Origin of the sequence: Pseudomonas sp. OV226, assembly GCF_003148705.1 — a bacterium.
In the GTDB taxonomy this organism is placed as follows: Bacteria; Pseudomonadota; Gammaproteobacteria; order Pseudomonadales; family Pseudomonadaceae; genus Aquipseudomonas.
Genome location: NZ_QGGS01000004.1, coordinates 47,976 through 62,966 on the forward strand (window position 1 = coordinate 47,976; position 14,991 = coordinate 62,966).

Below are 14,991 nucleotides of genomic sequence, written 5' to 3' on the forward strand. Positions count from 1 at the left end.
CTGTCGAGCTAACGGAGGTTTTTTATGCAGATTTATAAAGTCGGCGGTGCCGTACGTGATCGCCTGCTCGGCAAACCTGTCACCGATATCGACTGGGTCGTGGTGGGCGCCACCACTGAAGAGATGCTCGCCAAGGGATTTCGCCCGGTCGGGGCGGACTTCCCGGTATTTCTTCACCCTAAAAGCGGTGAGGAATATGCCCTTGCCCGTACCGAACGCAAGAGTGGACGCGGATATGGCGGTTTCACCTTTCACGCCAGTCCCGAAGTCACCCTCGAAGAAGACCTGATCCGTCGCGACCTGACGATTAACGCCATGGCCGAGGACGATCAGCAAAACCTGACCGACCCCTACCATGGCCAGCGCGATCTGGAAGCCCGCCTTCTTCGTCACGTTTCCCCCGCGTTCGCCGAAGATCCGCTCCGTGTCCTGCGCGTCGCCCGTTTTGCAGCACGCTATGCGCCGCTAGGTTTCAACGTCGCGCCCGAGACCATGGAGTTGATGCGCCAGCTCAGCGAATCGGGCGAACTGGAAGCGCTGACCGCCGAACGCAGCTGGAAAGAAATTTCCCGAGCATTGATGGAAGATCAGCCGCAAGTGTTCATCGAAGTGCTGCGCGGGTGCGGCGCTCTCAAGGTGCTGATGCCTGAAGTTGACGCGTTGTTTGGCGTCCCCCAGCCCGAGGCTCATCACCCGGAAATCGACACCGGGGTGCATACGCTGAGCGTGCTCGAGCAAGCGGCGCATCACAAACAACCGCTGACCGTGCGCTGGGCCTGCCTGCTGCATGACCTGGGCAAAGGACTGACACCCGAAGAAGACTGGCCCCGGCACATTGCCCATGAACACAGGGGTTTGAAGCTGATCAAAGCGGTCAACGAACGGTTCAAGGCACCGAGAGATTGCCAGGAACTGGCACTGCTGGTGGGCGAATATCATACCCATGGTCATCGCGCCCTGGAGCTGAAGCCTTCGACGCTGCTGGATTTGCTACAGAGTTTTGACGTCTACCGACGACCTCAGCGGTTCGAAGAATTTATCCACGCGTGTGAGATGGATGCACGCGGACGCAAAGGTCTGGAACAGAGAACTTATCCACAGGCGGATTATTTGCGCGGTGCGGCGACGGCAGCCAGAAGCGTGGCGGTCCAGCCGCTGCTGGAGAAGGGCTTCAAAGGGCCGGAGTTGGGTGAAGCGATCAAGCGTGAACGACTGAAGGCGCTGAAGGCCTACAAAGAAGCGGCGTCTGTCTGAAAGCTATCGCGGGCAAGCCCGCTCCCACAGGTACGATGCAACCCTTGTGGGAGCGGGCTTGCCCGCGATGATGTCAGTCAAATCACAGCAAATTCGAAGGTGTTAGCTGCTCGCCACGCCACTCAAACGCAACCGGCGCCAATACTTGATCAATCTGCGCTTCGCCCCACAAGGTCGCAAAGCTCTTTCCTACACCCGGATGCACGCGATCAGGCGCAATCAGCGATAACGGCCACAGCACGAAAGCGTTCTTCAAAATTTCGGCTCGCGGCAGGATCAAACCATCAAAATTACCCACCAGATCACCAAACAGCAGGACGTCGATATCCAGCGGCAATCCCTTGCGGTCCGGTGCGTAGCGACCGTTGTCCGCCTCGATGAATTTCAATCGACGGTCGAGCTCCATCAGCGGCAGATCGGTGTAAGCCGACACCACGAAATTGAAGAACGGCCCGCTCTTGATGCCCACTGGCTGGCTTTCGAACACCGCCGAACAGCGGATATCCACCAGAAACTCCGCAAGGGCATCCAGACCTGCCTGCAAATGGGTTTCACGCTCGATATTGCTACCGAGCCCGAGGTACACCTGAGTCAGCGACATCCGCGCTCGATCTCCACGCCCACACCACCGGTGGCCGCCGGGACAGCGCCAGGCTTGGTCAGCTTGAGGCGCATCCAGGTGATCTTGAATTCATTCATCAGCACTTCAACCAGACGCTCGGCAAAAGTCTCGACCAGTTGGTATTGCGCCTGCTCGGCAAACGCCTGGATGCGCGACGACACACTGGCGTAATCGAGCGCCAGGGTCAGGTCGTCACCGGCGGCGGCCGGGCGATTGTCCCAGGCGAAGCTCAGATCAAGACGCAGGCACTGTCGGATGCCTCGCTCCCAGTCGTAGGCACCGATCACGGTGTCGACTTCCAGGCCCTCGATAAACACTCTGTCCAAGCACTTTTCTCCGCTGCACGACAAGGGCGCAATGCGCCGTTAGAATCAGGGCGTCCTCGCCCGGAATAGTTAGCATGTTTTGGTTATTGGCGATCCTCGCCTACCTGCTCGGCTCGCTGTCCTTCGCCATTTTGCTCAGCCGCCTGACCGGGAGTCCCGATCCGCGAATGAGTGGCTCAGGCAATGCCGGTGCCACCAACATGTTGCGCCTGGCCGGCAAGAAACTCGCCGTCCTGACCCTTCTCGGCGACCTCTGCAAAGGCTTGCTGCCCGTGCTGATCGCCGCTCTTGCCGGTCTTTCGCTGCAAGAACAGGCCTGGATCGGCATCTGCGCCGTCATCGGCCATCTGTTTCCAGTGTACTTTCGCTTTCGCGGTGGCAAAGGTGTCGCCACCGCGGCCGGCATGTTGCTGGGGCTATACCCGCCCGCCGCGTTGCTGGCGGTCTGCGCCTGGCTGCTGACATTCTACCTGACCCGCACCAGCTCACTCGCCGCCCTGATCGCCACACCCCTGACGCTGCCGCTGCTTGCCTGGCAAGAACCGGCGGCGTTGCTGCCCATGAGCGTGCTCACCGGGCTGATTGTCTGGCGTCATCGCGGCAATCTACGCGACCTGTTTGCCGGGCGCGAACGGCATTTTTAAATACCGGACGTGAGCGCGGCTCATCAAAGCGCAGACAACTGCTCCATCGGCCAACGCGCCTGCACGCTGATCGCCAAAGATTCATGCTGGCCGGCCTGCAAGCGCTGGCAACCGGCAAACGCGATCATCGCGCCATTGTCGGTGCAGAACTCCGGGCGGGCATAAAACACATCACCCTTCATGTCGCCGAGCATTTTCTCCAGCGAGGTGCGCAGGGCCTTGTTGGCGCTGACGCCCCCGGCAATCACCAGGCGCTTCATGCCCGCTTGCTTCAGGGCTCGCTTGCACTTGATGGTCAAAGTCTCCACCACGGCCTGCTGGAACGCCAGAGAGATGTCGCAACGGGCTTGCTCGCTGTCGTCCCCGGCGCTGACGCTTTGCTGCCAGGTGTTCAGGGCGAAGGTTTTCAAGCCACTGAAACTGAATGCCAGGCCTGGACGGTCGCACATCGGACGCGGAAACGTGAATCGTCCCGCAACACCTTGCTCGGCCAGACGCGCGATTTCCGGGCCGCCCGGATAATTGAGCCCCATCATCTTCGCGGTCTTGTCAAAGGCCTCACCGGCGGCATCATCCAGCGTCTCGCCCAAAAGCGTGTACTGACCGATCCCGTCGACCTGAACCAACTGCGTATGACCACCGGACACCAACAAAGCGACGAACGGGAATTCGGGCGGTTGCGTCTCCAGCATAGGCGCCAGCAAGTGGCCTTCCATGTGGTGCACACCCAAGGCCGGAATACCCCAGGCAAAGGCCAGCGCCTGGGCGCAGGAAGCCCCCACCAGCAACGCCCCAACCAGGCCAGGACCCGCGGTATAAGCGATCGCGTCGATCTCGGTCGGCACACAGCCAGCTTCGGCCAACACCTGACGAATCAAGGGCAGCATCCGTTTCACGTGATCGCGCGAGGCCAGCTCCGGCACCACACCACCATAGGCGCGGTGCAAGTCGATCTGACTGAACAGTGCGTCGGCCAACAGCCCGCGTTCACTGTCATATAATGCGACGCCGGTTTCGTCGCAGGAGGTTTCTAATCCCAGTACTAGCATGGGTTTGCGCCTTGTTTAGGCTGAATTCGAAGGCGCGCATAATAGTCGCCGCGTGATGCCCCGACCAGCGGTTTTCGATCAGAGGCTTTGCATTCCGAGCGATGAGGAGTTAACATCCGCAACCCTTAAAAACCGACGTCTTCAAGTGCTCTTTTGCCGCGAGGATGTTGACCCCGGTAATGAATGAAGGTAGCTCTGGATGCCAGCCGTCAAAGTAAAAGAGAACGAACCCTTCGACGTAGCTCTGCGTCGTTTCAAGCGCTCCTGCGAAAAAGCCGGTGTACTGGCTGAAGTTCGTAGCCGCGAATTTTACGAGAAGCCAACTTCCGAGCGTAAGCGCAAAGCAGCAGCCGCTGTTAAGCGTCACGCGAAGAAAGTTCAGCGCGAACAGCGCCGCGCCGTTCGTCTGTACTAATACACAGACGATCGTAGCAAGCTTCTGCCAAGCCCGGCTCTCAGCCGGGCTAATGGCATTTGCGTAAAACGCTTGATGCTTCACTGTCGAAGCCGCAGACGCGACCAAGACAAACCTGCTTTACAGCGTCAGACCTGGCTCTTTTGCCAGCGGTGCACGTCTTTTCTGACGAGCCTTCCAAGGCTACTGACGAGCACACCCACTGATTCCTCTCACGACGATCAGCCCAAGGCACCTGCTTGCGTGCCCGCTTATTGAGCTATCCGAGGCCATCGACAGGCCGCAGCGGATTCAGCGCAACACTTTCAAACAGTCGATTACTGATTGGTATTAACGTCAGTGGATTTTCGGCAGATACACTCCCCGATAGCGATTACGCAGACGACACCGGTCGAGCCGCACTTTTTGCGCGCCTCAAACAACGACCCGCGTCCGGCCGCCCTTCGTTAAAGGTCCATTTCAGCGCAGATGACGAGAACGCCATGGCCGGGCTAATTCCCCAGAGCTTCATTGACGACCTTCTGAACCGCACCGACATCGTCGATGTGGTCAGCTCGCGCCTGCAATTGAAAAAGGCCGGCAAGAACCACACCGCTTGCTGCCCGTTCCACAAAGAGAAAACCCCGTCTTTCAGCGTCAGCCCCGACAAACAGTTCTATTACTGCTTCGGCTGCGGTGCTGGCGGTAACGCCCTCGGCTTCATCATGGACCACGACAACCTGGATTTCGTCCAGGCCGTCGAAGAACTGGCCAAAGCAGCCGGTATGGAAATCCCCCGTGAAGAAAGCGGTCGGGCGCACAAAACGCGGCAACCAACCGATTCGCCGCTGTATCCGCTGCTCACCGCTGCCGCCGACTTTTATCGTCAGGCGCTGAAAAGCCATCCGTCACGCAAAGCCGCGGTGGATTACTTGAAGGGCCGCGGACTGACCGGCGAGATTGCCCGCGACTTCGGCCTCGGCTTTGCCCCGCCGGGCTGGGACAACCTGTTCAAGCACTTGAGCAGCGATACCCTGCAACAAAAAGCCATGGTCGACGCCGGGCTGCTGATCGAGAACGCCGAAACAGGCAAACGCTATGACCGCTTCCGCGATCGCGTGATGTTCCCGATTCGCGACAGCCGTGGGCGCATCATCGCTTTCGGCGGCAGGGTACTGGGCGACGACAAACCGAAATACCTGAACTCACCGGAAACACCGGTCTTCCATAAAGGCCAGGAACTCTACGGTCTTTATGAAGCACGCAAAAACAACCGCAACCTCGACGAAATCATCGTCGTCGAAGGCTATATGGACGTCATCGCCCTCGCCCAGCAAGGCCTGCGCAATGCCGTCGCGACCCTGGGCACCGCCACCAGCGAAGAGCACTTGAAGCGTCTGTTTCGCGTCGTGCCCAACGTGCTGTTCTGTTTCGACGGCGACCAGGCTGGCCGTAATGCCGCCTGGCGGGCACTGGAAGCGACACTGCCCTGCCTACAAGACGGGCGGCGCGCACGCTTTCTGTTCCTGCCGGAAGGCGAAGACCCGGATACATTGGTTCGCTCCGAAGGCACGGATGCCTTCCGTGCGCGAATCAACCAGCACGCCCAGCCACTGGCGGATTATTTCTTCCAGCAGTTGACCGAGGAGTCGGACCCGCGCTCGCTGGAAGGAAAGGCCCACATGGCCACCCTCGCCGCGCCGCTGATCGACAAGGTACCGGGTGCCAACCTGCGCATCCTGATGCGCCAGCGTCTGAGCGAAATCACCGGGCTTAGCGGTGAAGCCGTCAGCCAACTGGCGCAAAGCGCCCCGCAGGAAGCGCCACCGGCATACGATCCAGGCATCGATTACGACGCCATGCCCGATTACAGCGACTACCATCAGCCGCAGTCACAAGAGATGTACGCGCCGCAGCAGGAGTGGACGCCGAAAAAACCCGGCGCTGGCGGCAAGAAGTGGGACAAGAAACCCTGGGACAAGAATGGCAAACGCGGTGGCGATCGTGATCAACCGAGCGCCCCGCGCACTCCAATTGCCGTGGAAGCCCCAACGCTGATCGCACTTCGAACCCTCATTCATCATCCAGACCTGGCCGGCCGGGTAGAAACCGCCGACCATTTCGCCAATGAGAGCAATACCTACGCACAGCTGCTGGTCGCACTGATCGAAGCGGTGCAAAAAAATCCTAAGCTAAACTCAATTCAGCTTATGGCCCGCTGGCACGGGACTGAGCAGGGGCGTTTGCTCAAGGCATTGGCGGAAAAGGAATGGCTGATTGCAGGTGACAACCTTGAACAACAGTTTTTAGACACCATTACTAGGCTATCAGCCGCTCAACACACGGATAGCCTGGAAGTACTAATCAGGAAAGCAAGGCAGCCAGGATTGACCGCGGAGGAAGCAAATCAGATAGCAAATCAGATGCGCGACCTATTAAAACGCAATATGGCTGTATCAAACCCGACCTCAACTGGCGCGTGAGGTCATAGCTCAGGTATAATCCTCGGCTTGTTTTTTGCCCGCCAAGACCTTCAGTGGATAGGGTGTTATGTCCGGAAAAGCGCAACAGCAGTCTCGTATCAAAGAGTTGATCACACTTGGTCGTGAGCAGGGTTACCTGACTTACGCGGAGGTCAACGACCACCTGCCGGAGGATATTTCAGATCCGGAACAGGTGGAAGACATCATCCGCATGATCAATGACATGGGGATCAACGTATTCGAGGTTGCGCCAGATAAGGATTCCCTTATGCTGGCCGACGCCGATACCGACGAAGCCGCGGCCGAAGAGGCAGCAGCAGCGTTGGCAGCGGTCGAGACCGACATTGGTCGCACCACCGACCCAGTGCGCATGTACATGCGTGAAATGGGTACGGTAGAGCTCCTCACACGTGAAGGCGAAATCGAAATCGCCAAACGTATTGAAGAGGGCATCCGCGAAGTGATGGGCGCAATTGCGCACTTCCCTGGCACGGTTGACCATATTCTCTCCGAATACACTCGCGTCACCACCGAAGGTGGCCGCCTGTCCGACGTCCTGAGCGGTTATATCGACCCGGACGACGGCATTGCACCGCCTGCTGCAGAAGTGCCACCGCCGATCGATCCGAAAGCCGCTCCCGCTGCCGACGACACCGACGACGATGACGCCGAAGCAACGGATGACGAAGAAGAAGCCGAAAGCGGCCCGGATCCGATCATCGCTGCACAGCGTTTTGGCGCTGTCTCCGATCAGATGGAAATCACCCGCAAGGCGCTGAAAAAGCACGGTCGTGGCAATAAGCTGGCAATCGCCGAGCTGTTGGCCCTGGCTGAGCTGTTCATGCCGATCAAACTGGTTCCGAAGCAATTCGAAGGCCTGGTCGAGCGTGTTCGCAGTGCCCTGGATCGTCTGCGTCAGCAAGAGCGCGCGATCATGCAACTTTGCGTTCGTGATGCCCGCATGCCGCGTGCCGACTTCCTGCGCCAGTTCCCAGGCAATGAAGTTGACGAAAGCTGGACCGATGCACTGGCCAAAGGCAAGAGCAAATACGCTGAAGCCATTGGTCGCCTGCAACCGGACATCATTCGTTGCCAGCAGAAGCTGACCGCGCTGGAAACCGAAACCGGTTTGACGATCGCCGAGATCAAGGACATCAACCGTCGCATGTCGATCGGTGAGGCCAAGGCCCGCCGCGCGAAGAAAGAGATGGTCGAAGCGAACTTGCGTCTGGTGATCTCCATCGCCAAGAAGTACACCAACCGTGGCCTGCAATTCCTCGATCTGATCCAGGAAGGCAACATCGGCTTGATGAAAGCGGTAGACAAGTTCGAATACCGCCGCGGCTACAAATTCTCGACTTATGCCACCTGGTGGATCCGTCAGGCGATCACTCGCTCGATCGCCGACCAGGCCCGCACCATCCGTATTCCGGTGCACATGATCGAGACGATCAACAAGCTCAACCGTATTTCCCGTCAGATGTTGCAGGAAATGGGTCGCGAACCGACTCCGGAAGAGCTGGGCGAACGCATGGAAATGCCTGAGGACAAGATCCGCAAGGTATTGAAGATCGCTAAAGAGCCGATCTCCATGGAAACCCCGATCGGTGATGACGAGGACTCCCATCTGGGTGACTTCATCGAAGACTCGACCATGCAGTCGCCAATCGATGTCGCCACTGTTGAGAGCCTTAAAGAAGCGACTCGCGAAGTGCTGTCCGGCCTCACTGCACGTGAAGCCAAGGTTCTGCGCATGCGCTTCGGTATCGACATGAATACCGACCACACCCTTGAGGAAGTTGGTAAGCAGTTCGACGTGACCCGTGAACGGATTCGTCAGATCGAAGCCAAGGCACTGCGCAAGCTGCGCCACCCGACGAGAAGCGAGCATTTGCGCTCCTTCCTCGACGAGTAACAACAGAACCCCCGGCCCAGGCCGGGGGTTTTGCTTTATGCAGATTAAATCCCCCGCACATCCCCCCCACCGCTTAGCCCGTCTACACTCGAAACATTCCCCCGAGCCATAACGAGACCGTTATGCCCAGACTGCCGACCGTGCTTTTTTTGCTGTCGCTGATGACCTGGACCGCAACGGCTGGCGCGCTGACTCTGACCGACGACGAACGTAGCTGGCTGACCGCACACCCGGATTTACGCTTGGGTGTGGACGCGTCATGGCCGCCATTTGAGTTCCGCGACGAACAGGGCCGCTATCAAGGCCTGGCCGCGGACTACATCAACGTGATCCGCCAAAGGCTGGCGATCAAACTCACGCCCATCGAGCCGGTCAGTTGGACGGTCGTACTGGAACAGGCCAAGCAAGGCAAGCTAGACATGTTACCGGGCATCATGTCGACCCCGGAACGCCAGTCATACCTGTCGTTTACGCGCCCCTACCTCGACTTTCCGATTGTCATCCTGGCCCATGTCGGCGGCGCCCAACCGCACAAGCTCGAAGACCTGTACGGGCTAAAGATTGCCGTGGTGGAAAACTATGCGCCGCATGAGCTACTGCGCACCCACCACCCAGACTTGAATCTGGTGCCGATGTCCAATGTGAGTTCAGCCTTGCAGGCGCTGGCCACCGATGAAGTAGACGCCGTGGTGGGCGATCTCGCTTCCAGCGTCTGGAGCCTTCGTCAGCTCAAGCTCGAAGGGTTGTATGTCAGCGGCGAAACCCCGTATCGCTATCAACTGGCAATGGCCGTGCCCCCCAACAACAAGGTGCTGGTCGGCATTCTGGATAAAGTGCTGGCGGACATGAGCCCGAGTGAAATCAGCGCCATTCAGGAACACTGGGTCGGAAATGTCCTGGATCACCGTAGCTTCTGGTCGGATCTGCTGGCTTACGGCTTGCCGGGGCTGCTGTTTCTGATGGTCATGCTGGCCGTGGTGATTCGGATCAATCGTCGACTGAGTTCTGAAATTGCTCGTCGGGTCGACCTCGAACAGGAGCTGCGCAGCAGCGAGTACCACTATCGCGGGCTGGTCGAGAGTCTGTCGGCCATCGCGTGGGAAGCACGGATCAGCGATTACACCTACAGCTACGTGTCGCCACACGCCGAAGACCTGCTGGGATATCCCCTGTCCCATTGGCTGATTCCGGGGTTCTGGCGCAATATCATCCACCCTGCGGACCTGACACGGGCTCAAACCTACTGCGATCACGAAGTGCTGGCCGGGCGCGATCACAGCGTTGATTACCGGGTCATCACCGCCGATGGCCGCTGCCTGTGGGTGCGCGACATCGTCAGCCTGATCGAGCACGGCCATGAGCCGGTGTTGCGCGGGTTGATGATCGACATCAGTGATGCCAAGCGCACTGAAGAGGCGCTAAGCCTTTCCGAGCAAAAATTCGCCTCGGTATTCCAGCAGTGCCCGGACATCCTGGTGATCGCGCGGCTTAGTGACGGTTGTCTGCTGGAGGTCAACAAAGCGTTCGAAGAACAGATTGGTCTCAAGGCCGAAGAGGTCATAGGCCAGACCGCCACCGACCTGAACATCTGGGGCATACCCGGTGTGGGTCCCGGCCTGCTGCAACGTCTGCAGGCCGGCAGTATCCGCAACCTGGAAATGCCCTTTCGTCGCAGTAATGGCCACGTGTTTACCGGCCTGATTTCCGCCGAACCCTTTGATCTCGATACCACTCCCGCCCTCGTAGTGGTGGTGCGTGACATCAGCCAGCTAAAAGAAACCCAGCAACAACTGCAAACCTCCGAAGAGAAATTCGCCAAGGCCTTTCATGCTTCCCCAGACGGTTTGTTGCTGTCGCGCCAGAGCGACGGGTTACTGCTGGAGGTCAATGAAGGATTCAGCCGCATTACCGGTTTCAACAGCGCAATGTCCGTGGACCGGTCGGCCCTGGACCTGGGGATATGGGTCAACCTCAACGAACGCAAGCAAATGCTCGACCTGCTGCACCGCGATGGCTTCGTCCGCGACTTCAGCTGCCACATCCGCCGCAGCGACGGGCAGATCCGCCTCTGCGAGGTATCGAGCCGTCCGCTGCCGATCGGCGATGAAGATTGCATGCTGACCATTGCCCGGGACATTACCGAGCGGCACCTCATGCAGGAAAAGCTGCAACAGGCCGCCACCGTGTTCGAAAGCACAGCCGAAGGTGTGTTGATCACCGACACCCAACAGCACATCAGCGCGGTCAACCGTGCCTTTACCGAGATTACCGGCTACAGCGAGAGCGAAGCGCTGGGCCACACCCCTCGCCTGCTCGCTTCGGGCCTCCACGACAGCGCATTCTATGCCGCGATGTGGCATCAGTTGACAGCCGAAGGTCATTGGCAAGGCGAGATTTCCAACCGCCGCAAGAACGGCGAACTCTATCCGAGCTGGCTGACCATCAACGCTGTGCGCAACCGGGAAAAATTCATCACCCACTTTGTGGCGGTATTTGCCGATATTTCCAGCCTCAAACACGCCCAGGCCAAACTCGACTACCAGGCGCATCACGACCCACTGACCGGCCTGCCAAACCGCACGCTGTTCGAAAGCCGACTACAAACCGCACTCAACTCGCAGAAGGAAAACGGCGGCCAGGGCGCAGTGCTGTTCCTCGACCTGGACCGCTTCAAGCACATCAACGACAGCCTCGGCCACCCGGTCGGTGACCTGCTGCTCAAAGGCATCGCCGTGCGCCTCAAAGAGCAGTTGCGCGATATCGATACCGTTGCGCGCCTTGGTGGTGACGAATTCATCATTCTGCTACCGGGCCTTCAGCAATCCAGCGATGCCGACAATATTGCGACCAAGCTGCTCAACTGTTTCTCCGCGCCCTTCCAGGCCGGGGAGCATGAGTTTTTCATCAGCGCCAGTATCGGCACCAGCCTGTACCCCAACGACGGCTGGGACGTCGCCACGCTGGTCAAAAACGCCGACGCGGCGATGTACCGCTCCAAGGCCAAGGGGCGTAACCGGGTTGAAAGCTACACCCGCGACCTCACCGCACAGGCCAGCGAACGCGTGGCGCTGGAACATGAGCTGCGGCGCGCCATCGAGCGCAACGAACTATTCCTGCATTACCAACCGAAAATCAGCCTCGCCGACCATCGACTGGTCGGCGCCGAAGCGCTGATTCGCTGGCATCACCCGACCTTCGGCACCGTGCCGCCGGAACACTTCATTCCCCTGGCCGAAGAAAACGGCATGATTCTGCAAATTGGCGACTGGGTACTCGAGACGGCTTGCCGGCAGATGCAAGAGTGGAATCAGGTGTATGAATGCCTCGGCCCGCTCTCGGTCAACCTCGCAGGCGCCCAACTGCGCCAACCGAACCTGTTGGGGCGGATCGAACAACTGCTCAAGGACAGCCATCTCGCGCCGGGTTTTCTGCAACTGGAGATTACCGAAAACTTCATCATGAGCCAGGCCGAAGAAGCGCTGGCGGTGCTGCACCAACTCAAACAACTGGGTGTTCAGTTGGCCATCGATGACTTCGGTACGGGCTATTCGTCGCTGAGCTACCTCAAGCGCTTGCCGCTGGATATTCTCAAGATCGATCAGTCGTTCGTCCGCGGCCTGCCTGACGATCCGCACGATGCGGCGATCGTTCGCGCGATCATCGCGCTGGGCCGCAGCATGCAATTTACCGTCATTGCCGAAGGCGTCGAGACCGTGGCCCAACAGGAATTCCTCACTGCCGAAGGCTGTGAACAGATCCAGGGCTACATCGTCAGCCTGCCGCTGCCCCCCGACGAATTTGCCGCGACGTTTCTTCGTATAGCCGTATCCGATTTTTCGGATAGCACAGCCGAGAAACCGTCGCTATAATCCGCGACCTACTGAGGGCCTATAGCTCAGTTGGTTAGAGCAGAGGACTCATAATCCTTTGGTCCACGGTTCAAGTCCGTGTGGGCCCACCAAACAAAAAAGCCGCGCTAATGCGCGGCTTTTTCGTATGCGACGAGCTGGTTTTCTTTAAGTTGTATGTCGCAGCTATCAGATGACGCCCGCCAAGGTTGTAGGCAACATCTGATTATCTTGTGATGGGCACTTTGCTGCCTTGTTGCGCTTTTGTTCGACGGGATACTCTCCGGACGTCACTGCCAATGCAGTGATCGGGCTTGGAAACCCGTCGAATCAAAACGTAACAGCGCCCCTGATTACGATTGCAGCAGCTTATCTGCAACCTGAGTTATGGCGGCTGTGCGCGGGACGTCTTAGGGCGTGCCGGTTCCTTGATTCCCGGTTTTCCAACCTGCGCACAGCTGCCACCCATTCGCTTGGAAACGAAATTGGCATCTCCTCAAATCAAGGAAGTTGACCATGAACAACCAATCAGAACTAAAAACCATTGGCTTCACTCCGTTCATATACTGCTCGGATCAGGCGTTATTCAACGTCAGGCCCGGTGTCCCCATCGTCGAAGCATTGGCACAGGCCTCCAATCTGCTATTCCTCGCCAAGGCATTTGCCGAGGATGCCGCCTACACAAAGGACACCGACCACCACGCTTGGGCCGCGCATTATCTGACGGCGATGAGCAAGGCGGTAATTGATGATGTGGTGAAAGTGCTGACACCGCGACCTGCGCGGACCGCGACGGAATCCGAGTAACAGCACTCAACAGGATTATGCCCCGAGTATTCGAGACCTTCAGCTCATCGTCACGAGTGTCGTGACGCATTCGCCGATACGCGACCTGGCACTCACTACTGGCCAATCACTATCAACGTTGTGTATGTTCGCGCCTCATCGTCGAAGGGCACGTTCGACTCAATCGAGACAAAAGGAATTTGCGGATGAAGAAAGCCATTTTTACCAGCCTGTTCACAGCACTGATTGTTGCAGGCAGCCCTGCGATTGCCCAAGCGAAAGCCAGCGTTGCCGATGTTTTTAATGGAAAAATGTTGGGCACTAATCTGCGTCACTTCGAATCGGTTGCCGGCGTCGCACGTGAGAGTTCGGGCGATCATCACTCTTATGAGGTTCAAGGTTGCCAAATTACGGCGACTGCCGGTGGCGGCACAATAAGTGAACTGCGCATGGAGCTTTCGCCGACCTGCCAAGCCGACTTGAAATCCTTCATCGGTGAATCGTTCGCACCGGCCGCCAACAAGCCCCTGACCTTCGGAAACTTTCAACAAGCGGCTGGGGACCTGAATTTCTACGCGGACTGCCTGACCATGTGCGGCAACGCTGCCGATCCGTCGGTTTTTGCGCTATGGGACGGCCCGCGAGCTGTGGACTTCCGTCAGGTGTTGCTGGAAGTTGTGCTGGTCAGCGATCAAGCGCTGAAAGCCTCTAACCAGTGGCAGGCCAGCATGACCAAGGTCAAGGGCGAAGATTTTGTCACCGATACTCGTTTTAACTGTGAGAGAGATTTCGACGCGCAGGCGCAGCAAAGCTTCCAGGCTGTGCAGGTTACCGCGATTACCATCGGCTCCGAACTGCCGACTCCTGGCTGCTGAGCGGCCAAACAGAAAAGCCGCGCTAATGCGCGGCTTTTTCACGCCCGTGATTCAGCCGTCACTTGGGCAATGTCTAGCAATCACATAGCCCCAGTTCGAATATCGACCACAAGCGCCCCGCCGAACGAGTCTGTAACATGCTCAGCCATTGAACCGTGCCACTGGAGCCACCCCTTGCCTGACATCCGCCCGCCCGTGCTTGATGAAATCGACCGCCAATTGATCGCAGCCTTGCAGATCAACGCCCGCGAGAGCGTGGCCATGCTGGCCCGGCAATTGGGCATCGCGCGCACGACCGTCACGTCGCGACTGGCGCGCCTGGAAAAGGCCAAAGTCATCACCGGTTATGGCGTGCGCCTCGGTCAGCGCGTGGTCGATGGCGGATTGCAGGCGTATGTCGGGATTACCGTGCAACCGCGCTCTGGCAAGGAAGTGCTGCGCCGGCTCAGTGCGATGGCTCAGGTTCAGCAGTTGTGTGCGGTAAGTGGCGAATTTGATTATGTGGCGTGGTTGCGTACCGACTCGCCAGAGCAGCTGGATCAGTTGCTGGATCAGATCGGCAGTGTGGATGGGGTGGAGAAGACGACGACTTCGATCATTCTGAGCAGCAAGATTGATCGGGGGCAGCCGGTTTGACATTCCAACTCAGGTTTCATGGGCGCCTGAGCTGACGCCATCGCGAGCACGCTCGCGCCTACAGGGGATCGAATTGTCATTCTGATTCAACGCCACGTCATATTGACCATTAAAATGGCAAATCGACGACATATTGCGTCTTATTAACGTGTTCTACGC

Annotated in this window: 12 protein-coding genes and 1 tRNA gene; 10 read left to right on the forward strand and 3 right to left on the reverse strand. The window is 58.3% G+C overall.

Going from position 1 to position 14,991, the window contains the following annotated elements:
* Positions 1-24: 24 nt before the first annotated feature.
* Positions 25-1,254 (forward strand): multifunctional CCA addition/repair protein, encoded by a 1,230-nt coding sequence (locus tag C7534_RS08775; protein WP_046029978.1) that lies wholly within the window; start codon positions 25-27, stop codon positions 1,252-1,254.
* A gap of 82 nt (positions 1,255-1,336) precedes the next feature.
* Here C7534_RS08775 and folK read toward each other — a convergent pair whose 3' ends face one another.
* Both folK and folB read right to left on the reverse strand, forming a co-directional pair.
* Positions 1,337-1,855, reverse strand: a complete 519-nt coding sequence (gene folK / locus C7534_RS08780) for a 2-amino-4-hydroxy-6-hydroxymethyldihydropteridine diphosphokinase (protein WP_077431165.1) — start codon at positions 1,853-1,855, stop codon at positions 1,337-1,339.
* The gene (gene folB, locus C7534_RS08785) at positions 1,846-2,202 is read right to left on the reverse strand and encodes a dihydroneopterin aldolase (protein WP_077431164.1); all 357 of its coding nucleotides are present in this window, start codon (positions 2,200-2,202) and stop codon (positions 1,846-1,848) included. The genes folK and folB overlap by 10 nt, the downstream gene beginning before the upstream one ends.
* A 74-nt stretch (positions 2,203-2,276) precedes the next feature.
* Between folB and plsY the strand changes: the two genes are divergently transcribed.
* Positions 2,277-2,846 carry a glycerol-3-phosphate 1-O-acyltransferase PlsY gene (plsY, locus tag C7534_RS08790; protein ID WP_046029970.1) on the forward strand — a complete coding sequence of 190 codons (570 nt, stop codon included), beginning with the start codon at positions 2,277-2,279 and terminating at the stop codon, positions 2,844-2,846.
* Between the two features lie 23 nt (positions 2,847-2,869).
* Here the strand turns inward: plsY and tsaD are convergent, their stop codons facing one another.
* On the reverse strand, positions 2,870-3,895 hold the full coding sequence (tsaD, locus tag C7534_RS08795) for a tRNA (adenosine(37)-N6)-threonylcarbamoyltransferase complex transferase subunit TsaD (RefSeq protein WP_109785554.1): 1,026 nt from the start codon (positions 3,893-3,895) through the stop codon (positions 2,870-2,872).
* Between the two features lie 199 nt (positions 3,896-4,094).
* On the opposite strand from tsaD, the gene rpsU reads away from it, so the two are divergent.
* The 8 genes from rpsU (at position 4,095) to C7534_RS08840 (ending at position 14,832) form a co-directional block, all read left to right on the forward strand.
* Positions 4,095-4,310 (forward strand): 30S ribosomal protein S21, encoded by a 216-nt coding sequence (gene rpsU, locus C7534_RS08800; protein WP_002551877.1) that lies wholly within the window; start codon positions 4,095-4,097, stop codon positions 4,308-4,310.
* A 482-nt stretch (positions 4,311-4,792) separates the two neighbouring features.
* Positions 4,793-6,772 (forward strand): DNA primase, encoded by a 1,980-nt coding sequence (dnaG, locus tag C7534_RS08805; protein ID WP_109785555.1) that lies wholly within the window; start codon positions 4,793-4,795, stop codon positions 6,770-6,772.
* Positions 6,773-6,839: 67 nt separating this feature from the next.
* Positions 6,840-8,687, forward strand: a complete 1,848-nt coding sequence (gene rpoD, locus C7534_RS08810) for an RNA polymerase sigma factor RpoD (RefSeq protein WP_046029963.1) — start codon at positions 6,840-6,842, stop codon at positions 8,685-8,687.
* Positions 8,688-8,809: 122 nt separating this feature from the next.
* Positions 8,810-12,556: a bifunctional diguanylate cyclase/phosphodiesterase gene (locus C7534_RS08815; RefSeq protein ID WP_109785556.1), complete on the forward strand. Its 3,747-nt coding sequence runs from the start codon at positions 8,810-8,812 to the stop codon at positions 12,554-12,556.
* 15 nt (positions 12,557-12,571) lie between these two features.
* Positions 12,572-12,648: transfer RNA gene (locus C7534_RS08820), tRNA-Ile, on the forward strand.
* 403 nt (positions 12,649-13,051) lie between these two features.
* Entirely contained in the window at positions 13,052-13,342 is a 291-nt protein-coding gene (locus tag C7534_RS08830) for a DUF3077 domain-containing protein (protein ID WP_109785558.1), read from the forward strand.
* Between the two features lie 185 nt (positions 13,343-13,527).
* Positions 13,528-14,196 carry a hypothetical protein gene (locus tag C7534_RS08835; RefSeq protein WP_046029957.1) on the forward strand — a complete coding sequence of 223 codons (669 nt, stop codon included), beginning with the start codon at positions 13,528-13,530 and terminating at the stop codon, positions 14,194-14,196.
* A gap of 174 nt (positions 14,197-14,370) precedes the next feature.
* Positions 14,371-14,832 carry an Lrp/AsnC family transcriptional regulator gene (locus C7534_RS08840; protein WP_046029956.1) on the forward strand — a complete coding sequence of 154 codons (462 nt, stop codon included), beginning with the start codon at positions 14,371-14,373 and terminating at the stop codon, positions 14,830-14,832.
* Positions 14,833-14,991 lie beyond the last annotated feature (159 nt).

Bases quoted from the DNA above. Each gene is read 5' to 3' on its own strand.
- rpsU (WP_002551877.1), top strand. From the start codon at position 4,095: ATGCCAGCCGTCAAAGTAAAAGAGAACGAACCCTTCGACGTAGCTCTG.
- tsaD (WP_109785554.1), bottom strand. From the start codon at position 3,895: ATGCTAGTACTGGGATTAGAAACCTCCTGCGACGAAACCGGCGTCGCA.
- dnaG (WP_109785555.1), top strand. From the start codon at position 4,793: ATGGCCGGGCTAATTCCCCAGAGCTTCATTGACGACCTTCTGAACCGC.
- plsY (WP_046029970.1), top strand. From the start codon at position 2,277: ATGTTTTGGTTATTGGCGATCCTCGCCTACCTGCTCGGCTCGCTGTCC.
- C7534_RS08835 (WP_046029957.1), top strand. From the start codon at position 13,528: ATGAAGAAAGCCATTTTTACCAGCCTGTTCACAGCACTGATTGTTGCA.
- folK (WP_077431165.1), bottom strand. From the start codon at position 1,855: ATGTCGCTGACTCAGGTGTACCTCGGGCTCGGTAGCAATATCGAGCGT.
- rpoD (WP_046029963.1), top strand. From the start codon at position 6,840: ATGTCCGGAAAAGCGCAACAGCAGTCTCGTATCAAAGAGTTGATCACA.
- C7534_RS08775 (WP_046029978.1), top strand. From the start codon at position 25: ATGCAGATTTATAAAGTCGGCGGTGCCGTACGTGATCGCCTGCTCGGC.
- C7534_RS08830 (WP_109785558.1), top strand. From the start codon at position 13,052: ATGAACAACCAATCAGAACTAAAAACCATTGGCTTCACTCCGTTCATA.
- C7534_RS08815 (WP_109785556.1), top strand. From the start codon at position 8,810: ATGCCCAGACTGCCGACCGTGCTTTTTTTGCTGTCGCTGATGACCTGG.